This window comes from Streptomyces sp. NBC_00078 (assembly GCF_026343335.1).
Taxonomy (GTDB): Bacteria; Actinomycetota; Actinomycetes; order Streptomycetales; family Streptomycetaceae; genus Streptomyces.
Genome location: NZ_JAPELX010000001.1, coordinates 2,587,672 through 2,613,760 on the forward strand (window position 1 = coordinate 2,587,672; position 26,089 = coordinate 2,613,760).

A 26,089-nucleotide genomic window follows, 5' to 3' on the forward strand; every position below is an offset into this window, starting at 1 on the left:
GGCCTCCACGACGCGGCGCAGGTCGTGCACGGGCGCGGGCGGCCGATGCCCAGGGGGAGGCGGCGCAACGGGCACTTCACCGGCTGGCCGAAAGAGGGCAACTTCGGCCCTGCACAACGGCTTTCTGGCGTGCCGGCCCGGGAATCGACGCCGTGGTCGTCCGACGCGCCCCTGGCCAGGACCACCCGCGCCACTCCGGCGCCATATTCCGGATCGCGATGATCGGCCTCATCGAGCCGACGGTCACCCGCGAACCCACCCCGGACCGGCGCGACACCCGAGCCTCGAACCGAGCGACGTCACCGTGACGCTCTGTGAGTGTTTTTTTGACCGACATTTTGGGTGCCGATCCGAGGCGCCGCCGTGAACAAGGCCGGTTCGGTCCTCTCGGTCCTCTCGGTCCGCTCCCGTGAACGCGGGTGTGTACCTGGGCGAAACGACCGCTCAGATCAGGGGTTCGCTTCGGGCCACCGTGAGTTCACGCAGCAGGAACCCGAGCACCTCGTCACGCTGTTCGCCGAGATAGAAATGGGCGCCGGGGAAACGCCGGACACGAAACGGCCCGGTCGTCGTGCGCGCCCAGGCCAGCAGTTCCTTGGCGCCGACGCGGGGATCGTCGAGGCCGCCGATGGCGGACACCGGTATCTCCAGCGGGGTGCGCCGCTCGCAGACATAGCTGTCACACAGCCGGTAGTCGGCTCGGATCGTCGGGGCCAGCAGCTCCAACAGGGCGGAGTCGGTCAGGACTTCGGCCCGGGTGCCGCCCAACGACGCCAGATGGTCGCGCAGTTGGTCGTCGGACATCAGATGCACCGCGGGACTCTCCCTCAGGAGATGCGGCGCCGGATACCCGGACACGACGAGCGAGGACGGCGCGCGCCCCGCCTCGGCCAGCACACAGGCAAGTTCGAACGCGATCAGGGCCCCCATGCTGTGGCCGAACAGCACGAACGGATCGTCCTGCGCATGCTCGATCAGCGCCTGGGCCGCCTCTGCCGCGACCGCCTGCACCGAGTCGGCCACGGGTTCGCCGAACCGCCCCTCACGTCCGGGCAGTTGTACGGGCACCACGCGGGTCGCGGGAGCCAGCTCGGCGATCCACTCCCGGTAGGCCGACGCCGCGCCGCCCGCATGCGGCACGGCGTACAGTCGCGGTCCCGAACCCGGGCCGTCGCCGTAGGGAAACCACTTCTTCAGCAGGCGCTCCGCCGCGCTCTGCGTCATGTCCTCACCCCGATCACAGACCTTGGCCGGTACCCGGCTCACGGGCGACGACTGATTCGAGCAACGCCTGGGCACCGCGCACCAGTTGCGGAGCCGGTGTGTCCTCCTTCGGGTTGTGGCTCACCCCCGCAGCGCTGGGTACGAAGATCATCGCCGTCGGCACCCGGGCGGCCAGCACGCTGGCGTCATGTCCCGCGTAGCTGAACAGCCGTGACCTCGTCCCGCCCGCACGGCCGCAGCCTCGTTCCAGAACCTCGCACAGCCGCGCGTCGAAGGTCGTCACCGGCTTCGCCGAGATGCGGACCACGTCGCAGGTGCACCCCTCCGCCGCGGCCGCCTCGTCCGCCGCGGCCCTGAGCGCGAGGGCCACTTCACCCAGTGCGCGCTCGGAGCCGGACCGCCACTCGACCACCAGCCTGGCCTCACCGGGGATGACGTTGGGAGCGCCGGGGAGGAACTCGATGAAGCCGACGGTGACCACCATCGCCGGATCGGTCGCCGAAGCGATCCGGCGCACTCGTGTCGCCAGGCCGGCCGCCGCCATCCCGGCGTCGGCCCGCTGCCCCATCGGCGTGGTGCCCGCGTGGTTGGCCGACCCGGTCATCGTGACCGCGTAGCGGTCGATGCCGACGATGCCCTCGACCACCGCCAGATCCAGCTCGGCGTCCTCCATCCGCGGTCCCTGCTCGATGTGCAGTTCGATGAACGCCTCGACATCGGCGATGGCCGCCGACCGGGCGAACGCCGTCGAGCCGATCAGCCCGCCGGGTGAGTCCGGCCGCGCGCCCTCCTCGTCGAAGAACCCCGCCACCCTCAGGCTGCGCGCCGCAGGATGGCGGTTCTCGTGCAGCGTGCGCAGCACCTCGAGCGCGGCGATCACGCCATAGGCGCCGTCGAGTCGTCCTCCTGCCGGAACCGTGTCGGTATGGGATCCGGTCAGCAGATACCGGTCCTCGCCGTCGGGTACGGCGGCGAAGACATTGCCGATCTCGTCCGTCGAACCCGTCAGACCCGCCTCGCGGATGCGTCCGAGCAGCCAGGCCCGCCCTTGCAGGTCGGCTGCGGATCCCGCGATCCGGTCGACGCCCCCGTCCGGGCGTTCGCCGAACTTCGCGAAGCCGGCGATGTCGTCGAGGAGACGTTCGGCGGAGATTCTCGGTGTCGTCATGGTGATCGTCCCCCTCACCCGACGCCGATCGCCAGCAGCGCCTGGCGTTCCGGCTCGCTGAGAATCGACACCCGGCCGACCTGCTGGTCCGGGTCGTCGGTCGCGACCTCCACGAACCGGATGAACCGATCGGCGAAGCGCTCCACCCACGCGCGGTCGAACAACGCGACGTCGTACTTGAAGAAGGCCCGGATCGACGTGCTGCTCTGCACGATCTCCAGCATCACGTCGCACTGGCCCTCCTGTTGCGGGACGTCGAACGCCCGCACCCGCAGCGGCCCCGCCGTGTGCTCCCGTCCGCCCTGCTCCCCCGCGGCCAGCACGTCGGAGAGGGGACGGAGCCGATTGGCCGTCACCATGGTCACCGCGACCTGGGTGAGCGGCGGCCGGGAGGGGTCGTGCGGCAGCCCCAGCGCCTTCGGCAGCAGGGCGAACGGGTAGCCGACATGGGAGAGGCCCTGCTTCACCTGGCTGTCCACTGCGCGGAACAGATCGTCGAAGGTCGTGTCCCGGTCGAGAGCCGCGCGCAGCACCAGGGAGTTGGCGAAGGAGCCCGCCACCTCACGCATGTCGCGCGTCAGCCGCGTGGTGGTCGGCCAGCCCGTCAGGAAGTCGCTTTGACCGCTGTGCCGATGCACCACCGCCTGGAACACCCCGGTGAGGAAGACGAACGGCGTGAAGCCACGCCCGAACGCGCTCTCGCGCAGCCGTCCGGTGAGCTGGTCGGGGAGCCTGACCTCCACGGTGTCGCCCTGCAGGCGCGAACGCGCCGGGCGGGGGCGGTCCGTCGGCAGGTCGACCACGGTCGGGGCGCCGGCGCAGATCTCCCGCCAGTACTGTTCGTGCTCCGCGAAGCCCGGACCTCGTAACAGCGCCTGTTCCGCGGCGACATGGTCGTCCCAGGTGGCGGGCAACGGCTCCCAGTCCGGATCGCCGCCCTGCGCGCAGGCGTCGATCAGATCGCGCATGACGATTCCCTGGGAACTCGCGTCGGTGGCGACGTGATGCGCGGTCACGGCCAGTACGCCGTCGAGGGGGGTGCGCCGGAAGAACGCCACCCGGAACGCGGACTCGGCGAGCCGCAACGGCTGCGCCGTACTGCGGTGGACCAGCTCATGGAGCTGGTCCTCGCCGATGTCCGCCGGCGTCTCGTGCAACTCCAGGCGGACCGAGTCGGCGTCGTGCACCACGCGGCGCACCCCGCCGTCGGTCTCGACGAATGCGGAGCGCATCATGTCGTGCCGTTGCGCGGTGGCCCGGAGCGCGGCCCGCAGTACGTCCGGGTCGAGCTCGCCGACGATACGCGCGGCCACCACCACGTTGTACGCCGGGCTCTCCGGCGCCATGCGATGGATCAGCCACAAGGCTTCCTGCCCGACCGAAAGCAGCCGTGTCATCGCGATTCCGCGACGTCCTCGGCCAGCCGCCCGGCCAGCGATGCGGCCGTCGGATGGTCCCAGATCATGGCCGCGTCAACCACCACGCCGAGCTCGTCCTCGATGTCGCCGCACATGGTCAGCACATAGATCGAGTCGAGTCCGAGTTCGGTGAGTTTCCGGTCCGGATCGATCCGCTCGATCGGGAGGTCTACGTAGAAGGCGATTCGCTCGGTCAGCCACCGGCGGATCTCGTCTGTGGTCGGCGCCGTGCCAGTCTCACTGATCATCGCCCCAGCGTCACAGGACCGTCTATACAGGAGCTATCGGCGGGGAGGCCGGGTACCGGAACCTCGGCGTCCCCGCCGTCCGGCTCAGGCCGGCTTGACGACCACGTCGCCCGACGAGGTGGTGACCGAGATGGCCGGCCCGGATCCCGTGGGCACGCTCACCGACCGGCTCCCTGACGACGTGTGTGCCGTCACGGCGTACGGTCCGCCGGGCACGGCCAGTTCCACCGCGCCGGAACTGCTGTGCGTGGTGACCGAGTCGGGCCGCTTGGCGAACGCGAGATCGATGCGGCCCGAGCTGGACTTGGCGGTCGCCGCGCCCGTGCCCAGGCCCGCGCCGTGCACCGCGCCGGACGAGCTGTCGACGTCCACCGCGCCGGCGATGCGATCGAGAGTGACCTCGCCGGAATCGGTGCTCACCTTGACGGCGGCGACCCCGGTGATGTCGACCGCGCCGCTGCTGTTGCTCGCGCTGACCTTCGCTGTCGCGGGCACGGTCAGGTCGTAGTCGATGTAGCAGTCGTCGCATCCGTTGCTGAAGGTGAGCGACCCGTCGGAAAGCGACTGGCCCGGGTGCGGTTTCGCGCTGTCGTGGTAGTGGACGGTCCGGTGAATCGTCACGGTGCGGTCGTTGCCGGGGTGCACACGGACGGAGCCGTGGCGCCCGTCCTGGATGGAGACCGAGGTGACGCGGCCGGTGACCGACGCGTCGGCGCTCATCTGTTTGAGGGGGCCCTCGTTCAGGGCCGAGCCCTGGCATCCGCTCGCGCCGAGCACGGCCGCCGAGACGACCGCGGCCGCCGCGAGCAGACGAGGGGACGAGGGGACGAGGGAAACAAGACGGCTACGGGACATGGGGGGATGCACCTCTCGCTCTGTGGATCTTCAGGTCTGCGACGCCAAGTCGTGGGGTGCCGTCGCGAGTTCACGGATCGCCGGGCTGAGTGCGGTCCACACGGCCAGTCCCGCCATGCACGCCCCCAACGCCAGCACGGTATGCGCTGTGCCCCATGCGTTCAGTAGGAATCCTCCTGCCATGGATCCCAGGGGAACGGTACCGTACGCGACCAGAATGGCTACGGAGAGTAGTCGCCCTTGGAGTTCGTCCGGCGTCACTCGCTGCTGATACGAGGCAGCCGCCACGTTCCAGAGGGCGCCCGCGTATCCCATTCCGGCGAACAGGGCGCCGAGGCCGGCCGGCGAGCGCACCACCGCGACCAGGGGCATGAGCACGGCCCAGACGACGTTGCATCCGATGACGAGCGCGGGCAGCGACGCGACCCGTGTCCACCACGCCGCGTTTAGCGCGCCCAGCAGTCCGCCGACGCCGGAGATCCCGAAGATCACGCCGATCGCCACGCCCGCCTGGGCCGCCGAGGAGTACTCATTGCGGACGATGTACTGCAGCGACAGCGTCAGGGCGGCGAACAGCATGTTGCTTCCGGCGATCAGCAGGGCGATCACCCGCACGATCGGCTGATGCCACGCCCAGGCCAGACCCGCTCTGAGATCCGCAGTCATCGAACGACGTGGCCCTTTCACCCGCTCCGTCTGGAACTTGCTGCGGATCATCAGCAGCGACACCAGCGATGCAAGCGAGCTGACCAGGGTGGAGACGAACGGCGCCCAACGGGCCACGGCGAACAGGAAGCTGCCGATCGGGGCTCCGATCAGGCCGGCGCCGCGCTGCCGCGCCTCGTTGCGGGACAGCGCGACCGGAAGATCGTCGTCACGCACCAGATTGCGCACCGAGGCACGCTCGGCTATCCGGTACAGGATCGCCAGCCCGTTGTCGCAGAAGGCGACGCAGGCCACCTGGGGCAGCCAGAACCGCCCCCACGCCAGGGCAGCGATCAGGGTGGCGACGGCGGTGATCCGCCCCAGGTCGCACACGATCATCAGCCGTCTGCGATCGACCCGGTCGGCGAGCACCCCGCCGGCCAGCTGCAGCAGGTACGGCAGATTGGCGAAGAAGCCGACGATCCCGGCGTCCGATGCCGACCCGGTATAGGCCAGGACGAGCATCGGATAGGCCACCGTGCTGATCCGCGATCCGACGAAGGCCAGGCCCGCGCCGGTCCACAGCAGCAGGAAGTCCCGGTTGGCGCGCAGCGGCCGGGGCGGACTCAATCCGTCATCACCTCGTTGACCAACGCGGCGAGCAGGCTGGTGCCGGGCTTCGCGAACGGCGCCTCGTGGCTTCCCGGCAACCGGTCGACCCGCAGGCCCGCGCCGCACAGCTGCGCCCACCGGCTCAGATAGGACCGGTAGGAGTGGCCACGGGACACGGAGTGCGTTCCCTCGGCGCACGCGTCGGTGACGATCAGGCGCACCGGCGACACCGTGTCCTCGTACCGGTAGTCGATGCACGCGCGCGTCAGCGTCCGCCACGACTCGACATGGCCGGCCACGTCGTCGAGGGCGCCGGCCCCGCCGGTGATGCCGATCTTGGCCAGCAGCTCCGAAACCGCCTGCTCGCGCACCGCGTCGTCCAGGCCGCGCGCGTCGAGCAGTTCGGTGAGGATCTCACCGGCGTGCGTCGGTGCGGACGCCGTGGGTTCCAGATCGGCCAGCGGGTCGACGAGGATCAGTTCCGCTGCGCCGTGGCCGCGTTCGACCAGCAGCCGGGACATCTCCCAGGCGATCGTCGCCCCGGAGGACCAGCCCAACAGGGTGTGCGGCCCTTCGGGTTGGGCGGCGAGCAGCTCCGGCAGATAGCGCTCGGCCATCTGCCGGACCGAGCCGGGTTCGACGACCTCGAACGCGGCCACGGGACGCACTCCGTCCAGCCGGTCCGCCAGCGGCACGAACCAGTGCGCGCTGCCGCCCTCGGTGTGCGGAACGAACAGGGTGCGCCGTGGCCCGGTTTCGGCCAGCCACACCAGCGCCGCGCTGCGTGCCGCGGCCTGCGAGTCGACATGCGCCGCGAGCCGCTTCACCGTGCGCTCCCGCACCAAGTCCCGTACGGACAGGGCCATTCCCTGTTTACGGGCTTGAGCGACGATGCGCAGCATGAGCAGCGAGTGGCCGCCCAGAGCGAAGAAGTCGTGCTCGACACCGATCTCGTCGACGCCGAGTGCGGCACTCCACAGCGCCGCAAGCGCCCGCTCGGTCGGGGTGCCCGGCGGGACGAGGGGCACGGCGCTCGGTCCGCCCGCTCCCGGCGCCGGCAGCGCGCCGCGGTCGAGTTTGCCGTTGGCGTTCAACGGCAGACCACCCAGCGCGACGAAGGCCGCCGGAACCATGTAGGGGGGCAGCTTCTTCGCACAGTGCGCCGCCAGTTCCTCGGGCGTCGCGGCCGGTTCGGACGTCGGCACGTGATACGCGACGAGCGTCTCCTCGCGGACGATCACCACGACGTCCTTGACCGCCGGATGCGCGGCGAGTACCTGCTGGACCTCGTCCGGCTCGATGCGGTATCCGCGCAGTTTGATCTGGTGGTCGGCGCGGCCGAGGAACTCGACGTTGCCGTCCGGGCGGATCCGGGCCAGGTCGCCGGTGCGGTAGAGCCGCGAACCGGCCTCACCGAACGGGTCGGGCACGAACGCGGCGGCGGTGCGTGCGGGCAGGTTGGCGTAACCGCGGGCCAGGCCCGCCCCGCCGATGTAGATCTCACCGACGGACCCCACCGGAAGTGGCCGCATACGCCCGTCGAGCACGTACATGGTGGTGTTGGGTACGGGCAGGCCGATCGAGACGACCTCGCCCTCGACCGGTCCGTCGAGGTGATGGACGCTGTTGGCCACCGAGATCTCGGTCGGGCCGTACTCGTTGAGCATCCGCGGGCCGGGGCCGACGCCCACGAGCTCGAACCACCGTTCGGCGATCCGGGCGGGGAAGGAGTCCGCGCCGACGGCGAGCATTCCGGCGAGCGTCGCGGCCTGCTCTGCGCCGAGCTGGTGGGTGAGCAGGTCCAGATGGCCCGGCGTCAGCTTGATGAAGCTGTACGGGCCGCCCCGCGCCAGCAGCTGGCCCAGATCGTCCAGTTCGAACCGCGGCGGCAGCAACGTCACCGGTTCGCCCGCCATCAGCGGCGCGTAGATGTTCGGAACCACCATGTCGAAGGCGATCGACGAGAACAGCGGCGCGCCGCCCTTTCCGTAGGCGCCGTAGCCCTCCACCGCCCACCACAGGTAGTTGGCGAGACCGGCGTGCGATATCTGCACGCCCTTGGGCCGGCCCGTCGATCCGGAGGTGTAGATCACGTAGGCGAGGCTCTGCGGGTCGGGGTCGGCCGTCCGCTCGGGTGGCGTTCCCCCGGCGCCGAAGTCGGTGACGACCGTGCCGTCGTATCCCTGCAGGATCGCCGCGAACCGCTCCTCGGATTCGGTGAGGACAACCCGCGCACCGGAATCGGCGAGCATGTATCCGATGCGGTCGGCCGGCAGGTCCGGATCGAGCGGCACGTACGCGCCGTGCGCCTTCCACACCGCCAGGAACGCGACGATCAGCTCGGGGCCCCGGTCCAGCAGAACGCCCACGGTGGTCTCGGCGCCGACACCCGCGGCGCGCAGCCGGGCCGCCAGCGCTGCCGCCCGTGCGTCCAACTCCGCGAAGGTGAGCCGCTGTTCACCGGCGACGACCGCGCAGGCGTCCGGGTCGGTCGACGCCCGGCGCTCGATCGTGGCGAGCACCGATTCCTGCGGGCGCGGCTTCTCGTTGCTGTTCCAGACCCGCAGTTGGCGGTCCGACTCGCCGTCCGGCAGGAAGGTCGCGGTCGCGTCGCCGTCCGGGTCCGTGGCGATCGCCACCAGGACGGCCCGGTACAGCTGGGCGATCCGCCCGGCGTGCTCCTGGGAGAGCACCCGGGTGTCGGTGGCGATGGTGATGAAGCCGCCGCCGGTGGTCACCGAGAACGGGGAGTCGTTGGAGCCGGCGCCGATCACCGCCGCCTGCGCGTCGGGGGCGATCGCCTCGTACCCGGCCTCGAACTCGTGGAAGTCCAGGTAGTTGAAGAGCACGTCGATCAGGTCGCTCTCCTTGACCGCGCGCTGCAGGGCGGGCAGGGGCAGCCGCCGGTGCGGCCAGAGCTCTGTCTCCTGGTCGTACACCTGCCTGGCCAGCTCGCTCCAGGTGGCGGCGGTGCGCTCGAACACGAACGGAACGCTGTTGAGGTACATCCCGTAGACGCGTTCGGCACCGGCCGCCTCCGGACGGGCGTCGACGACGAGGCCGGTGTGGAAGCGGGATTCATGGGTGAGCATGCTCATGACCTTGAGGTGGGCCGCATGCAGCACCGCCTTCATCGAGGTCTGCGACGCGTACACCGCCGAACGCAGCCCGGTCGCCAGGTCGGCGAAGGGAACACGGACCTGGAACCTCTTCGGCCGGCCCCCCGGCACCGCCCACTGCTGCGGCAGGGTGAACTTGGCGACGCCGTCCACGCGTCGCCGCCAGAACTCGACGTCGTCACCGGCCTGGACCGCCTCGTTCTCCGCCGCGATGAAGTCGGCGTAGCGCACGGCCTGCGGACGATGCGGCTCAAGCGCGATGCCGTCACGAAGCCGCGTGTACGCGCCGATCAGCTCGGCGAGCAGGCTGTGATGGCTCCAGCCCTCCAGTACGGCGTGGCAGTGCGTCAGGCACAGCCACCAGGTGTCGTCCGCGACGAGATACGCGCCGATGCGCATCAGCGGCGCCTGCTCCACATCGAACAGCGCCCTGGTCTCCCGCTCCACCGCCGAGCGGATCGACGCCTCCCGCTCCGTCGCCGGACGGCCGCGCAGATCCTGCACGGTGACCGGCACGGCGACCTGGCCGTGCACCAGCTGCAGTGGGATCGGATGACCGGTCAGGTCGAAGGAGGTCCGCAGCGCCTCGTGGCGCTGCAGCACGATCGCGGCGGCGTCCCGCAACGCCCGCTCGGAGAACGGACGGCCGTCGCTGACCGGGAACGCGGTGACCGTGTGATACGGACGATCATGCTCCGGATCCGCGGCGAGCATCTCGGTGAGCATGCCCAACTGCACCTGGGAGATGGGATAGGCGTCCACCACGTCGTCCGGGAAGACCGATCCCTCCGGCGCCAGGGCGAACCGCGCCACGCCCTGGGCGGCGGGCGCCGCGATGGTCTCGCGGGAGGCCAGCGCCTCGGCCAGCCCGGCCACCGTGCGCTGTTCGAAGACGTCCCGCACGGACACGTCGTATCCGCTCGCGCGCAGCGCCCCCACCAGACTCACGGCCTTGATCGAGTCGCCGCCGACGTCGAAGAACGCGTCGTCGACCGCAAGATGTTCCACACCCAGCACCTCGCGCCACACCGCGGCGACCGCCTCCTGCTGCGCGGTCATCGGCGACGCGTCGCTCCGCTGCTCGCGCTCGACCGACGTCGGTTCGGGCAGCGCGGCGCGGTCGACCTTCCCGTTGGCGGTCACCGGAATGCTCGCGACCGGCACGATGAAGGTCGGCACCATGTAGCCGGGCAGCCTGGCGGCGAGTTCGGCGCGCAGGCCGGCGGCGGACAGCACCGCTCCGCGTTCCGGGCTCGCGTACCCGACCAGCTCCCGGGCACCGTCGCCGCCGCGCACGGTGACGACGGCCCGGCGGACGCCGGCGCAGCCGGACAGCGCCGCCTCGACCTCGCCCAGCTCGATCCGGTAGCCGTGCACCTTCACCTGGTCGTCCACGCGTTCCACGAACTCGAACTCGCCGTCCGGCCGCATCCGGCCGCGGTCTCCGGTGCGGTAGAGCCGCGATCCGGGCGGGCCGTACGGGTTGGGCACGAAGGCCGCCGCGGTGCGGTCCGGCAACTGCCCGTAGCCGCGGGCCAGTCCGTCGCCGCCGACATGGATCTCGCCGACGACGCCGACCGGCACCGGTTCCCTGTGGCGGTCGAGCACGTACATGCTGGTGTTCGGGATCGGCAGTCCGATCGGCAGCTGGTCGCCGCCCTCGGTGCCGTCGGCCAGGTGCGCGCTGTTTCCGACGGTGATCTCGGTGGGGCCGTACTCGTTGACGATCCGCACCGTCCGGCCGTCACGGGCGCCCCTCGCCAACCGTGCCCAGCGCCGCGCCAGTCCGGTGTCGAAGACCTCTCCGCCGGCGACCGCGACGGCGGCGACCTCCGCCGCCTGCCGCGGACCGAGCTGGCCGGACAGCAGGTCGAGCAGGGTCGGTGCGACCTTGACGAAGCTGAACGGCCCGGACTCCAGCAGCAACAGGCCGAGATCCTCGACCGGGGTCTCCTCGTCGAAGATCGTCACCGGGTTTCCGGTCATCAACGGCGCGTACAGGATGGTGACCACCATGTCGAACGACGGCGAGGACAACAGCGGGGCGCCGCCCGGAGCGCCGGCGTACTGCTCGACCGACCAGTGCAGATAGGTGGCCACGCCACGGTGGGTGTTCTGCACGCCCTTCGGCCTGCCGGTCGATCCCGACGTGTAGATCACGTACGCGAGCGAGTCGGGATCGAGGTCGCGGCCGCTCTCGATCGGCGTGCCCGGCTCGACGCCGGCGACGTCGATCACCGGTCCGCCGAATCCACCGAGCAGGTGCCGATGCCGGTCCAGTGTGATCACCGCGCAGGACCGGGAGTCGCCGAGCATATGGTCGACGCGTTCCTGCGGCAGCGTCGGATCGATGGGCACATAGGCGCCGCCCGCCTTCCAGACGCCCAGGAACGCGACCAGCAGTTCGGCGGTGCGGCCGAGCAGCACGCCGACCGTCGACTCGGCGGCGACGCCGTGTTCTCGCAGCCGGACGGCGAGTGCGCTCGCGCGCGCGTCCAGTTCGGCGAAGCTGATCCGCTCGTCGCCGTGGATGACGGCGTCTGCGTCGGGGGTGGCGAGTGCCTGCAGCTCGATGGTCTCCAGAACGCCGGGCCCGCGGTCGAGGACGGGCCCGCGAGCGGACGTCGCCCGCTCCCGTTCGCCGTCCGGCAGGTGGGCGACGCACGCGTCGCCGTCCGGGTCGGCGGCCATGGCCTCCAGCACGGCGCGGTACATCTGGCCGATGCGGTCGGCGTTGCGCAGCGACAACACGCCGGTGTGCGTGGCCAGTGTGACGTGGCCGCCGCCCGTGGTGACCGCGAGGTCGAACTCGGTCGCCCCCTCGCCGATCGCCTCCCCGGCGTCGACCAGATCGGAGGAGAACGCGCTGAAGTCGAGGTAGTTGAAGAGCACGCTGAGCAGCTGCCCTTCACCTGCGCTGCGGGCGATCTCCGGCAGCGGGTGGCGCCGATGCGGCCACAGCTCGACCTCCCGCGCGAACACCGTGCGGACCAGGTCCACCCAGGTGCTGCCCGCGGCGATCCCGTCGAAGGCGAACGGCACCGAGTTCAGGTACATGCCGTACACCCGGTCCGCGCCGATCGTCTCGGGACGTCCGTCGCACACCAGCCCGTCGAAGAACGGCTCGTCGCCCAGGAGCGAACTCATCACCTTCAGATGCGCCGCGTGCAGAACGCTCTTGAGCGAGGTACGGGAGCGGACCGCGAGGGCGGTCAGGCCCGGCCGCAGATCGTGGAAGGGAATCCGGCGGCGGTAGTCGGACCTCGGCAGGTCGGGGTCGTGCCACCCCGCCGGCAGCACGGCACTGCGCCGGCCGGCGACGACGGACGCCCAATAGGCGCGGTCCTCCTCGGAGTCGAGCGAAGCGAGCTCCGCGGCGATGTAGTCCGCGAAGCGCACCGCCGGAGCCTGCCACGGCTCCAGTTCACCGCCGTCGCGCAGGGTCGCGTACGCGCGCAGCAGCTCGGTCGTCAGCGCGTGCAGGCTGAAGCCCTCCAGGATCGCGTGGCAGTAGGTGATCGACAGCCACCAGGTGCCGTCGTCGACGACGGACGCCGTCAAACGCATCAGCGGCGCGTCGGTGAGCGTCATCGGTGTGGTGCGTTCCACGGCGGCGAAGCCCTGCATGGCCTCGCTCGCCTCGTGTGTGCCGTATCCGCGCAGATCCCTGACGGCGACCGGCAGTTCGGCGTGCGCGTGCACCGACTGCAGCGGCGTGCCGTACTCGGTCAACTCGATGGATGTCCGCAGGATCTCGTGCCGCTCGACGACGACGGCCGTCGCCCGCCGCAGCGCTTGTTCGTCGAACGGGACGCCGTCGTTGACCGGAAAGGCGGTCACCGTGTGGTAGCGGCTGCTGCCGGTGCCGGAGAGCATCTGGGCGACCATCCCCAGCTGCACCATCGACAACGGATAGGCGTCCACGACGTCGTCCGGCAGGGCGACGTCGTTCGGCGCCATCGCGAACGGTTCGACCGCGGCCGCGGACTGACGCGGCGCGGGACGGCCGCTGAGGTGCGCGGCGAGCGTGCGCACCGTGGAGTGCTCGAACACGTCCCGGGCCGAGGCGTCGTAGCCGGCCGCCCGGAGCGCGCCGACGAGGCCGACCGCCTTGATCGAATCGCCGCCGAGCTCGAAGAACCCGTCGAGGGCGCCGACCCGCGGCACATCCAGTGCCTGCCGCCAGATCAACGCGATCCGCTCCTCGTCGACGCCGCTGGGCGCGGTGAACGTCTCGGCCGCCGTGTACGCGGGCTCGGGCAGCGCCAGGCGGTCGACCTTGCCCGCCGGATTGAGCGGGAACGCCTCCAACGCCGTGTAGACCGAGGGCACCATGTACGAGGGCAGGGCTTCGGCGGCGAACCCGGCCAGGCCGTCGAGGGCGCCGATCACATAGGCGACCAGCGTCTTGTCCTGCACACCGCGGGCCGTGACGACGACGTCGCGCACGCCCGGCGCGGTGCGCAGCACCGTCTCGATCTCACCGAGTTCGATGCGGTGCCCGCGTACCTTCACCTGATCGTCGGCGCGGCCGAGGAACTCGATCCCGCCGTCCTCGCCCACCCGGACCAGATCCCCGGTGCGGTACTCCCGGCCGCCCGTCTGCGCCGGGGTGAAACGGGCCGCGGTCAGCCGCGGTTGCGCGTGGTATCCGCGGGCCACGCCCGCACCGCCGATGACGAGTTCGCCGACGACGCCGACCGGGACGCGGGCTCCGCGCGCGTCGAGCACCCGTAGCCGGGTGTCGGCGAGCGGGGCGCCGACGACCACCCGGTCCGGCTGAACCGGCACCTCCCACGCGGTGGACCAGATGGTGGTCTCGGTGGGTCCGTACACGTTGAGCAGGCGGCCGACCCGGCCGCGGATGTCACGGGCCAGATCGAGCGGCAACGCCTCGCCGCCGCACAGCGCGGTCACCTCGGGCCGGTCGAACCCTGCCGCCAGCAGCATCTTCCAGCCGGACGGGGTGGCCTGCACATGGTCGACACCGTGTTCCTCCACCAGCCGCACCAGCTCGGCGCCGTCGCGCAGCTGGCTGTCCGCGGCGAGCACGATCCGTCCACCCGCGGTCAGCGGGCCGAACAGTTCGAGTCCGCAGATGTCGAAGGAGAGCGCGGTCGAGGCCAGCCAGCAGCCGTCGCCTGCGACGTCACGCATCGAGGCGAGCAGATTGGCCAGTGCGCCGTGTCCGATCTCCACGCCCTTGGGCTTGCCGGTCGAGCCGGACGTGTAGATCACGTAGGCCAGATCGTCCTCCGCCCAGTCCGCCCAGTCCGTCGTGGACGGCGTCGGTGCCGGTGCCGGCGAGTCCTGGGCGAGATCCGAGAGCGCGTCGTCGAGGACGATGCGCGCGCCGGAGTCGGCGAGCATGTACCGCACCCGCTCCGCCGGCAGCCCCACGTCCAACGGCAGATAGGCCGCTTGGGCCTTCCACACGCCCAGCAGGGCCGCGATCATCGCGGGCGTACGACGCATCGACACCGCGACGACGTCTCCGCGGGCGACACCCCGCCGTCGCAGCAGTGCCGCGACCTGGTCGGAGCGACGGTCCAGTTCGCCGTAGGCGACCTGCTCGCCGTCGCAGACCACCGCGATGTCATCGGGACGCTCCACGGCCAGCGTCCGGAACGCGGCCGGCGCCGCCGGACGCCGCTCGGCGGGAAGCGGTGCGCCGACCAGCCCGTCGAGCACCCGCAGATCGTCGTCGGCCAGCGGAACCCGGGACGCCTCGCCGTCCGGGTCGGTGAGCATCTCCTCCAGCACCGAGCGGTACATGGCCGCCAGCCGGTCGGCGTTGGCCCTGCTGACGACGTGGGTGTTGACGGTGACCGAGAAGTGCTTGGCCTGGGTGGTGACCCGAAGCGAGAACTCGTTGGGGCTGATGTCCATCGTCTTGAGGTAGTCGACGCGTTCGCCGTCGACCACATGGAAGTCGATGAAGTTGAAGTAGGCGTCGATCATCCGCTCGCCGCCCGCGGCCCGCTGGATCGCCGGGATCGGGTGACGGCGGTGCGGCCACAGGTCGATCTCCGTGGCGAACACCCGCCGCACCAGCTCGGTCCACGTCCCGTCGGTGCCCTCGAACGGGAAGGGCACGGTGTTCAGGTACATGCCGTAGACGCGGTCGGCGCCCACCGCCTCGGGCCGCGCGTCGCACACCAGCCCGGAGAAGAAGCGCTCCTCCGCGGTGATCATCGACATGACCTTGAGATGGACGGCGTGCAGCACCGCCTTCACCGAGACGCCCGCGCGCGCGGCGAATCCCTTGATCTGCGGGAGCAGGTCCAGGTAGGACACACCGGTCCGGTAGGTCTCACGCGGCGTCGCCGGGTCGGCCCCCCAGCCCTGCGGAAGGCGGAACGCCGGACGGCCGGCGACGATCCCCGCCCAGTACGCGGCGTCCTCGCCGTCGGCCAGCGATTCCAGCTCGGCGGCGATGAAGTCGGCGTAGCGCACCGCGGCCGCCGGCACGGGTTCCGGCTGTCGGCCGGAGCGGAACAGCCCGAACAGATCGATGATCTCCATCAGCATCTGGTGGTAGCTCCACCCCTCCAGCACGGCGTGGCACTCGGTGATCGTCAGCCACCAGGTGTTCTCGCCGGTGAGATGGGCGGCCAGCCGGATCAGGGACGGCCGGGCCAGATCGAACGGCGTCTCGCGCTCGCGGACCATCCACGCGCGCATCGCACCGAGCTGCTCCTGCTCCCCCAGCTCCCGCAGATCCCGTACGCCGACGCTGATCCCGGCGCTCTCGTGCACCAGTTGCAGCGGACGCGAATAGCCGTCCAGGTCGAACGAGGTCCGCAGGTTCTCGTGCCGCGCGACCACGGCCCGGGCGGCCCGCCCGAAGGCGTCGGCGTCGAAGGGCGCGTCGTCGTCGATCTTCATCGACGTGACGTTGTGGTAGTTGCGCTCCCCGCTGTCGGCGAGCATCTCGACCACCATGCCCAGCTGGACGCCCGAGACCGGGTAGGCGTCGACGACGCCGGCGGGCAGCCGCTCGCGGTCCTGCTCCGCGAGCAGCGCGAACGGCTCGACCGGCGGCCGCTGCTCGACCAGCGGGTCCCGTCCGGCCAGGTGGGCACAGAGCTGTGCCACGGTGCGCTGTTCGAAGACGTCCTTGACCGCCACGTCGAAACCGGCCGCGCGCATCGTTCCGGTCAACGCCACGGCGAGCAGCGAGTCCCCGCCGAGTTCGAAGAATCCGTCCTCGACGCCGACCCGGTCGACGCCCAGGACCTCACGCCAGATCTCGGCCGCCCGCTGCTCCTCATGGGTGCGCGGCGCGACGTACTGCGCGGTGACGGCGAGCGCGGCGCCGTCCGGCGCGGGCAGGGCCCGTCGGTCCAGCTTCCCGTTGACCGTCAACGGCAGCGCGGCCAGCGTCACGAACGCCGACGGGACCATGTAGGCCGGAAGCGCCGCCTCGGCGACCGAGCGCAGCCCCGCGGCCCAGGTGCGCTGCTCGGTGGCCGCGCCCTCCTCCGGCACGACATAGGCGACCAGCCGCTTGTCGCCGGGTGTGTCCTCGCGCACGATCACCACGGCGTCCCGCACCGTCGGCGCCGACGCCACCGTCGCCTCGATCTCGCCGAGTTCGACGCGGTATCCGCGGATCTTCACCTGGTGGTCGGCGCGGCCGAGGAACTCCAGCGAGCCGTCGGCGCGCCGGCGTGCCAGGTCGCCGCTGCGGTAGAGCCGGGCGCCGGGCCTGCCGAAGGGATCGGGCACGAAGCGCGCCGCGGTCAGGTCCGGGCGGCCCGCGTATCCGCGAGCGACCCCGGCTCCGCCGACGTAGATCTCCCCCGGCACGCCGACCGGGGCGAGCCCTCCGTCGCCGTCCAGCAGGTAGATGCGCAGGTCGTCCAGGGGACGGCCGATCGCGTTGGGGGCGCCCTGCGCCAGGTCCTGCTCGGTGATCCGGTGGAAGGTGGAGTGCACCGTGGTCTCGGTGATCCCGTACATGTTGTACAGGCACGGCGCGTCGAGGCCGAGCCGGTCCGTCCACGGCCGAAGCTCCGCCGGTTCGAGTTTCTCGCCCGCGAACACCACGGCGCGCAACGCCAGACGCCCGATCCGCGGATCGTCGTCGGCGGCTGCGGCGACCAGAGCGCGGAACGCCGACGGCGTCTGGTTGAGGAAGGTGACCTCGTGGCGCACCAGCACATCGAGGAAGTCGCTCGGTGACCGGGTGACCGAGGCGGGGACGACGACGAGCTTGCCGCCGTACAGCAGCGAGCCCCACAGCTCCCACACCGAGACGTCGAACGCGTAGGAGTGGAACAGCGGCCAGACGTCCTGCGGCGAGAACCCGTAGTGACGCTCGGCGGAGGTGAGCAGCCGCGCCACATGGGCGTGCGTGAGGACGACGCCCTTGGGCTTGCCGGTCGACCCGGAGGTGTAGATCGTGTAGATCAGGTTGTCCGGGCCGGACAACGGCTTGGGGTCGGCGGTCGGCAGACCGGTCAGGTCCTCGGAGTCGAGGTCGAGCACGGCACCGGTGTGCACGGCGGCGATCTTCTCGGCGTGCTCGCTCTGGGTGAGAACGATCGGGGCGTGGGCGTCGCCGATGACGTAGGCCAGGCGGTCCGAGGGTGCAGCCGGATCCAGCGGCAGGTATCCGGCCCCTGATTTGAGGATGCCCAGCAGCGCGGGGACCAGGTGTTCGCCGCGTTCCAGGCAGACTCCGATCATCTGCTCCGGGCCGGCACCGAGTTGCCGCAGCCGATGCGCGATCCGGTTGGCCCGCTGGTTCAGTTGGGCGTAGCTGAGTTCCGCGGCGGGCGCGCCGTCGCCGCTGTCGACCACCAGGGCGGTCGCGTCCGGGGTGCGCAGGGCCTGGGCCTCGAACAGCTCGTGCACGGTGGCCCGCACATCGTGGTCGAAGGTGTCGGCGCGCGGTCGTGAACCCGCTCCGGTGAGCAGGTCGATCTCCGCCCGGTCCAGGAAGCACAGCCGTGAGAGCGGCAGTTGGGGCGCCTGGGCCACGGATCGCAGCAGAGCGAGGTAGTGCCGCCCGATCCGTTCCACGGTGGCGTCGTCGAACAGTGCCGTCGGGAAGAGGATCTCGCCGTTGAGCGAACCGTCGGGATGTTCGCTGGCGAGTACGGTCAGGTCGAATCGCGAGGACTTGGCGGCGATCGGGAACTCGCTGACGGTGAGCCCGGCCAGGTTGGCCTCGTAGGCACCGGTGGTGCGCAGGCCCAGCATGACCTGGAACAGCGGTGAGCGGGCCGGGTCCCGGTCCGGGGCAAGCTCCCGCACCAGGTGCTCGAACGGAACCTCCTGGCTGATCAGCGCCTGCTGCACGGTGCGGCCCGTGTGACGCAGCAGCTCCGCGAAGGTGGGATCGCCCTCCCAGCGGTTGCGCAGAACCAGGGTGTTGATGAAGAAGCCGATCAGGTTCGACGCCTCGGGACGGCCGCGGCCCGCGACCGGCGACCCGACGCTGATGTCCCGGCTGCCGGTGTAGCGGTGCAGCAGTACGTTGAACGACGCGAGCAGAACCGCGTAGAGGGTGGTGTCCTGGTCCCGGCCGATCGCCCGGAGCCGGTCGGCCAGCTCGGCCGGGATGTCGAACGGAACCATCCGGCCGGTCCAGTCCCGCCGTGCCGGCCGCGGCCGGTCGGTGGGCAGTTCCAGCGGCTCGATGCCGGCGAGCTGTTCCCGCCAGTACCGCTGCGCCGAGGTGAAGCTCTCCCGGCGGGCCAGCGTCTCGCGCTCCCACACCGCGTAGTCGGCGTACTGGATGGGGAGCGCCGGCAGCGGGGACGGCCTGCCCTCCACCCTGGCCTGGTAGAGCGCGCGCAGCTCGCGCACCAGGATGTCGATCGACCAGCCGTCCAGCGCGATGTGATGGCAGGACAGGGCCAGTACGTGGTCCTGCTCGCCGAGCCGGATCAGCAGCGCACGCACCGGCCAGTCGGCGGCCAGGTCGAACGGTCGCGACGAGAGCTCGGTCGCGAGTTCGTGCGCGAGGGCCAGCGGATCCGGCGCCGAGGCGACATCGACCACCTCCAGCTCGGCGGCCGCGACCGGCGGATCGATCAACTGCCGCGGCTCGCCGCCGCGTTCGACGTAGCGAGTCCGCAGCACCTCGTGGCGCGCGACGACGTCCTGCCACGCCTGGTTCCAGGCCGGCGCGTCCAGCCTGCCGCGCAGGCGCAGCGCCAGCGGAACGACGTATTCCGTGGATCCGGGGTCGATCCGGTCGATCAGCCACAGCCGCTGCTGCCCGAACGACAGCGGCAGCGGACGCGAGCGGTCGGTCGGTGCGATACGGGAGCTCGCACCCGAGCGCGCTCCCGCGCCGCCCGCCAGACGGCTGCGCAGCAGTTGCGCGCGCAGCTCGTCAGGGGCAGAGGTTTCAACGCCGGTCATCGTGGCCAACTTCCTTCACTGCTGTTCCAGTTGTTCCTGATGGGCCGCCGCGAGCTGTGCGTCGGACATGTTGTCGATCTCGGCCAGGATCGCGTCCTCCACCGCCTGGGCGAGTTCGGCGACGGTCGGCCCGGCGAAGACGGTGCGCACCGGAAGGTCGACGTCGAACTCGTCCTGGATGCGGGCGATCAGCCGCACCGCGGCAAGCGAATTCCCGCCGGCGGCGAAGAAGTTCGTATGCGCTCCGGGGTCGGCGCCGAGCAGCGCCGAGAAGATCGTCGCGACGCGGATCTGCGCGGGACCGGTGGGAGTGTCGCCGTGCGCGAGAGCGGTGTCGTCGACCCGGATCCGCGGCAGCGCCGACCGGTCGACCTTTCCGTTGCGGTTGAGCGGAATCAGCTCGACCGCCGCGTACGCCGCCGGAACCATGTAGTCGGGCAGCCGCCGTACGACGTGGGCGGTGAGTTCGGAGTTCGGGACTTCCGCGCCCACCGGCACGTAGTAGGCGTGCAGCCGGACATCGCCCGGTTCGGGGTCCTGGGGTGTGCCGGATCCGGTGGCCGCCGCGATCACCACGGCGTCTCGGACGCCTGGGTGCTCACGCAGCACCGCCTCGATCTCGCCGGTCTCCACCCGGTAGCCGCGTACTTTGAGCTGGCCGTCCATCCGGCCGAGGAACATCACCTCGCCGGTGGGCCCGAACTTGGCCAGGTCCCCGGTGCGGTAGAGGCGCTCGCCCGGTGCACCGTAGGGGTCGGGCACGAACCGCGCCGCCGTCCTGGCCGGATCGCCCGTATACCCGTCGGCGACGCCGGCACCGCCGACGCACAGTTCGCCCGGCGACCCGGCCGGTACGCGGTTCAACGCCTCGTCGAGCACGTGCACGGTGACGCCCGGAAGCGCTCTGCCCAACGGCACGATCCGCTGTTCGGGCTCGCCGGCCACCGGATGGATCGTCGAGCCGACCGATCCCTCGGTGGGGCCGTATTCGTTGATCAGCCTTCCGTCGCCGAGCAGCCGGCGCCAGTGCTCGGCCTGGCGCGCCGGCAGCGCCTCGCCGGCGACGACGATCACCGAGGCGAGACTGGCCGCGGCGGCGTCGCCGAGCTGGTGGGCGAGGAGTTCGAGGTGGCCCGGGGTGAGCTTGATGAAGCTGAACGGACCCGTCTCGGCCAGCACTCGGCCGAGTTCGGCAACCGGAAGGTCACGCGGGGCCATGTGCACCGGCTGCCCGGCGAGCAGCGGCGCGTACAGGTTGGGCACCACCAGGTCGAACGCGGTCGACGAGAACACCGGCGCCCCGGTCGTCCCCTGCGAGGCGAGATCGCGGACGGCCCACTGCAGATGGTTCGCCAGCCCCCGGTGCGCCACCCGCACGCCCTTGGGCCTGCCGGTGGAACCGGAGGTGTAGATGACGTAGGCGGTGTCCTGCGGTGTGACGGGCGGGCCGACCGGATCTCCCGGCCGGTTCTCGACGCGTTCGCGGTGCAGATCCACCATGACCAGTTCGCCGTCGAAGGCCTCGGGCAGCAGGGTGCGGTAGCACGATTCGCTGACCAGCACCCTCGCTCGCGCGTCGGCGAGCATGTGCCCGATGCGTTGCGCCGGGAAGAGCGGGTCGACCGGCACGTAGGCGGCGCCCGCTTTCCACACGCCGAGCAGTACGGCGTGCAGGTCGAGCCCGCGTCCGACCAGGACGCCCACCGCGTCGCCGCGGCACACACCGAGGTCCTTCAGCAGTCCGGCGAACTGGTTCGCCTTCACGTCCAGCTCGCGATAGCTCATCGCCGTGCCCGAGTACGTCACCGCCGGCGCGTCCGGGGTCTTCGCCGCCTGCCGCTCGAAGAGCGCGAGCGCCGTCTCGGGGCCGAACGCGGCTTCCGTACGATTCCACGCGTCGAATCGCGTGTGCTCGGCCTGGGACAGCAGATCGACTTCGCGCAACGGCAGTTCGGGGCGGGCCGCGAGGCGTTCGAGCAGCAGACGGAACTGGCCGGCCAGCGCCTCGACCGTGTCGCGGTCGAACAGCGCGGTGGCGTATTCGAAGCCGAAGGCGTACGAACCTTCGGGTCTGCGGCGTGCGAAGACGGTCAGATCCGTCTTCGCCACCCGCCACGCCTCGCGCATCGCCGCCAGGTCGTCCGAGCCGGACATGCCGCCGGTGAGTTCCTGGTCGTGCAGGTCGAACGCGACCTGGTACAGCGGGGTCCTGGACAGGTCCCGCTCGCCGGCGTAGGCGTCGACGAGGCGGTCGAACGGCACGTCCTGGTGCGCCAGGGCGAAGCGCCGGGCCTCGTCCACTCGCCGCACCGACCGCTCGAAGTCCTCCTCGGGACGCAGCCGGGGACGCACGATCAGGGAGTTGAGGAAGAAGCCGACGGTCCCCTGCGTCTCCGGGTGCAGCCTGCCCGCGGTCGGCGTGCCGACGGCCACGTCCCACTGTCCGGTCCGGCGTGCCAGCAACGCGGTGAGCCCGGTCAGCAGCACGGCGAACGGCGTGGCACCGCACCGGCGGCCGATCCGTACGAGTTCCTCGGCGGTCTCGGCGGGCACGTCGAAGGTGACCAGGGCGCCGGCCTCGTCGCGGACAGGCGGGCGCGGGCGGTCCGCGGGCAGTACGAGCGGTTCGAGGTCCGCCAGTGTGTCCCGCCAGGCGGCGACACCGCGGTCGGTGCGGGCGTCGGTGTGCCATTGCCGCTGCCAGTGCGCGTAGTCGGCGTACTGAACAGGTGGCGGTGCCGGCTCGTCTCCGGCGAGAAGCGCGTGGAAGTCCCGTTCCAGGATGACCGCCGACCAGCCGTCGCAGGCGATGTGGTGCAGGGTCAGCAACAGCAGGTCGTTCCCGCGGCCGTCCGCGGAGCGCACCAGCAGCGCCCGCCAGACCGGGCCGGCGGCCAGGTCGAAGCCGCGGGCGATCTCGGCGCTCACCTCACCGACCGGGTTCGAGCTCTCGCTGGTGCGCAGTTCGACCGGGGTGGACGGATCGATGATCTGCAGCGGCTCGCCGTCCTCCTGCGCATACCGGGTGCGCAGGATCTCGTGGCGCTCGGCGAGCCGGCCGAGCGCCGCTCGGACCTGCCCCGGGTCGGCCCTCCCATGGAGGCGCACGAACAGCGGAACGGTGTATTCGCCGCTGCCCGGGCGCAGTTGGTCCAGGAACCACATGCGCCGCTGTCCGAAGGACAACGGGAGCCGGCCGTCCCGGGCCACGCGGACGATCGGCGGCGGCTCCTCACGACCGGAGCCGTCGGCCCGCGGTGCCACCAGCAGCGCCTGGTCCGCGACGGTCGTGTGGGTGTAGAGATCCTGGAGACCGACGTCCCTTCCCGTCGCCCGGGTCAGCCGCCCCGCGAGCCGGGTGAGCAGCAGCGAGTAGCCGCCCAGCTGGAAGAAGTCGTCGTCGGCTCCGACCTTCTCCACGCCGAGCAGTTCCTGCCAGACCTCGGCGACGGCGAGTTCGGCGTCGGTGCGGGGCGCGAGGTAGGCCGGGCGCGAGGCGAGCACCGACTCCATGCTCGACAGCGCCGATCTGTCGATCTTCCCGTTGGACAGCAGCGGGAAGCTGTCGACCGAGGTCAGCACCGAGGGGATCATCGGCGCGGGCAGGCGCTCGCGCAGGAACGAGCGCAGGGCCGCCGGAGCGACGTCGCCGACGACGTACGCCGTCAGCCGGGCCGCTCCGTCGGATCCGGCCGCCGTGCCGACGACCGCGGCCGTGACCTGAGGATGCGCGGCGATCGCCGTCTCGACCTCGCCCGGCTCGATGCGGACGCCGCCGACCTTCACCTGCTGGTCGAGGCGGCCCAGGTATTCCAGGTTGCCGTCCTCGCGCCACCGGACGCGGTCGCCGGTGCGGTAGAGCCGGCCGCCGGCCGGTCCGTGGGGATCGGGGACGAAACGCTGCGCGGTCAGGTCCGGGCGGCCCTCATAGCCGCGGGCCTGCGCCACGCCTCCCACGTACAGCTCGCCGGGCACGCCGACCGGGCACGGCTCGCCACCCGGGTCGAGAACCAGCAGTCGTACGCCGGTCACCGGCCGTCCGATGGGAGCGGGCCCGGACGACACGTTCCGGTCGCATGGGTGTGCGGCGACGTCGATGGTGCACTCGGTCGGCCCGTAGGTGTTGTACACCTGCGCCGTGGCGGGCACGGCGGCCAGGTACTCGGCGTGCAGCGATTCGCCGCCGGATGTCAGGACCCTGAGGCTGTGGCAGCGCGACCACCCGGGTTCGTCGGCGAGCAGCCGAAGAATCGAGGGCACGACCTGCAGCACGTTCACCTCGGCGTCGAGGACCGCCCTGACGATCTCGGCCGGGTCGCGTTCGGCTCCCGGCGGGGCGATCACCAGGGTGGCGCCGCAGGCCTGCGGGGCGAAGATCTCCCAGCCGGCCGCGTCGAACCCCACCGGTGTGCGTTGCAGCACCCGGTCGCCGGGGCCGAGGCCGTGGGTCCTGACCCGCCAGTCGACGTAGCCGGCGATCCCCTCGTGCGTGATGACGACGCCCTTGGGGTGCCCGGTCGACCCGGACGTGTACAGCACGTAGGCGGCGTTCGCGGGATCCGGCGCCGGACGGGCGACGTCCGACGGCCGCGCCGCGGCCGTCAGTTCGTCGCCCGCGCCGACCAGCAGGGTGGGCACCGCGTCGGCCGGCAGGACGCCGGCGTGCGCGTCGTCGGTCAGGACGGCGCGCACACCGGCGTCGGCGACGATCCACCTGGTCCGCTCAGCGGGATGGGCCGGGTCGAGCGGAACGTAGGCCGCCGCTGCCCGCCACACGCCGAGGAGCGCGACGACGAGATCCAGACCACGCGGCATCAGTACGCCGACCCGGTCCTCCGGGCCGAGGCCGCGGGCGCGCAGCGTGTCGGCCACCCGGTCCGCCGCGGCGACGAGCTCGCCGTAGGTGAGCGACCGGTCGCCGTCGACGACGGCGACCGCTGCCGGGGTGCGGGCCGCCTGATCTACGATCCGGGCAGGCAGCAGCGGGCTCAACTGAGCTGCCCCATGCGTCGGCGAAGGCTGGCCGGCCGCATGTCCGTCCACACTTCGGCGATGTGCGCCAGGCACGCGTCCTCGGTGCCCTCGAAGCCTTCCGCATGCCATCCGGCCGGAAGCTCACGTCCGAGCCACCAGATGGAGTGCTGGTCCTCGTCGTTGCGCACCACCAGATGGGTCGGTGCCGCCTGTTCTGTCTGCTCTGTCACAGCGTTCCCCTCATTCGACCTGAAGTCCACTGTCGAAAGCAGCGCTATATCGGACCTATACCGAATCAGGACGGTGCAGCAGATCGTCGGCAATGATGCCGCGCATAATCTCTGACGTGCCGCCGTAAAGCCGGGTCACCCGGGTGTCGGCGTACAGGCGGGCGATCGGGAATTCGGTGACGAACCCGTAGCCGCCGTGCAACTGCAGGCATTGGTCGATCACTTGGCCGGCCGTCTCGGAGGCGAACAGTTTGCAGGCGGCCGCGTCGACCGCGCTCAGTTCGCCCGCGTCGAAAAGGTCGAGCGCCCGATCGGTCATCGCCTGCATGGCCTGTACTCGTGCCGTGCAGTCGGCGAGCACGAATTTGGTGTTCTGAAAAGTGGAGACGGCCCGGCCGAACGCCTTGCGCTCCTTGACGTAGGCGACGGTATGGCGGACCGCCGCGGCTGCCTGTGCCGTCGCCCCCAGGGCGATCGCCATCCGTTCCTCGGCGAGGTTGTGCACCAGGTACTTGAATCCCTGGCCCGCTTCACCGAGGAGGTTGGCCGCGGGCACCCGCACCTCGTCGAAGAACAACTCGACCGTGTCCTGGGCGTGCAGTCCGATCTTCTCCAGCCGCCTGCCCACCGTGAATCCGGGCGAGTGGGCGTCGACGCACAGGACCGACAGGCCGCGCCGTTCGTCGCCGGGTATGCGTGCCACCACCAGCACCAGATCCGCCTGGGCGCCGCCGGAGATGAACGTCTTGGATCCGCGCAGCACGTAGTGCTTGCCGTCCTCGGACAGCGTCGCGGTGGTGGTGATCCCGGCGAGGTCGGAACCCGCCCCCGGTTCGGTCATCGCGATGGCGGTCATCATCTCGCCGCTGACGAACGGCGGCAGCCAGCGCTCCTTCTGCTCGTCGTCGGCGAAGGTCATCAGATACGGGAGCACCAGGTTGAAGTGGACCGGGGCGGCGCCCAGACCGACGCCGGCCCTGGTGGTCTCCTCGATGAGGATCGCGTTGTACTTGTAGCTGCGCTCTCCCGCGCCGCCGTACGCGACCGGGGCGCGGATGCCGAACACACCCAGCTCGCCCAGCCGCCGGTAGAGCCGGCGCGGAACCTGGCCGGCTCGTTCCCATTCGTGGTGGTGCGGCACGACCTCCGCCTGCAGGAAATCGCGGATCACGCGCCGGAACGCCTCGTGGTCGGCGTCGTAGACAGTGCGCCGCAT

The 26,089-nt window shown here is 71.2% G+C and carries 10 protein-coding genes; all 10 read right to left on the reverse strand.

The genetic code is table 11. The features are described from left to right. Positions 1-444: 444 nt before the first annotated feature. Entirely contained in the window at positions 445-1,224 is a 780-nt protein-coding gene (locus OOK07_RS12090) for a thioesterase II family protein (protein WP_266679649.1), read from the reverse strand. A 13-nt stretch (positions 1,225-1,237) separates the two neighbouring features. Next, on the reverse strand, positions 1,238-2,392 hold the full coding sequence (locus tag OOK07_RS12095) for a M20/M25/M40 family metallo-hydrolase (RefSeq protein ID WP_266679651.1): 1,155 nt from the start codon (positions 2,390-2,392) through the stop codon (positions 1,238-1,240). A 14-nt stretch (positions 2,393-2,406) separates the two neighbouring features. After that, the gene (locus tag OOK07_RS12100; protein WP_266796351.1) at positions 2,407-3,789 is read right to left on the reverse strand and encodes a condensation domain-containing protein; all 1,383 of its coding nucleotides are present in this window, start codon (positions 3,787-3,789) and stop codon (positions 2,407-2,409) included. Further along, positions 3,786-4,058: an acyl carrier protein gene (locus OOK07_RS12105; RefSeq protein ID WP_266679655.1), complete on the reverse strand. Its 273-nt coding sequence runs from the start codon at positions 4,056-4,058 to the stop codon at positions 3,786-3,788. The genes OOK07_RS12100 and OOK07_RS12105 overlap by 4 nt, the downstream gene beginning before the upstream one ends. Positions 4,059-4,142: 84 nt before the next feature. Then, positions 4,143-4,913: a DUF4097 family beta strand repeat-containing protein gene (locus tag OOK07_RS12110; protein ID WP_266679660.1), complete on the reverse strand. Its 771-nt coding sequence runs from the start codon at positions 4,911-4,913 to the stop codon at positions 4,143-4,145. Between the two features lie 30 nt (positions 4,914-4,943). Next, a complete protein-coding gene (locus OOK07_RS12115; RefSeq protein ID WP_266796354.1) occupies positions 4,944-6,188 on the reverse strand; it encodes an MFS transporter in 1,245 nt (414 codons plus the stop codon). Further along, complete coding sequence (locus tag OOK07_RS12120) at positions 6,185-19,669, reverse strand: non-ribosomal peptide synthetase (RefSeq protein ID WP_266796356.1); 13,485 nt, start codon at positions 19,667-19,669, stop codon at positions 6,185-6,187. Before OOK07_RS12120 ends, OOK07_RS12115 begins: the two co-directional genes overlap by 4 nt. Positions 19,670-19,684: 15 nt before the next feature. Continuing rightward, a complete protein-coding gene (locus tag OOK07_RS12125; protein ID WP_266796358.1) occupies positions 19,685-24,661 on the reverse strand; it encodes a non-ribosomal peptide synthetase in 4,977 nt (1,658 codons plus the stop codon). After that, positions 24,658-24,873, reverse strand: a complete 216-nt coding sequence (locus OOK07_RS12130; protein ID WP_266679668.1) for an MbtH family protein — start codon at positions 24,871-24,873, stop codon at positions 24,658-24,660. The genes OOK07_RS12125 and OOK07_RS12130 overlap by 4 nt, the downstream gene beginning before the upstream one ends. A 55-nt stretch (positions 24,874-24,928) precedes the next feature. Then, a complete protein-coding gene (locus OOK07_RS12135; protein WP_266796360.1) occupies positions 24,929-26,089 on the reverse strand; it encodes an acyl-CoA dehydrogenase family protein in 1,161 nt (386 codons plus the stop codon).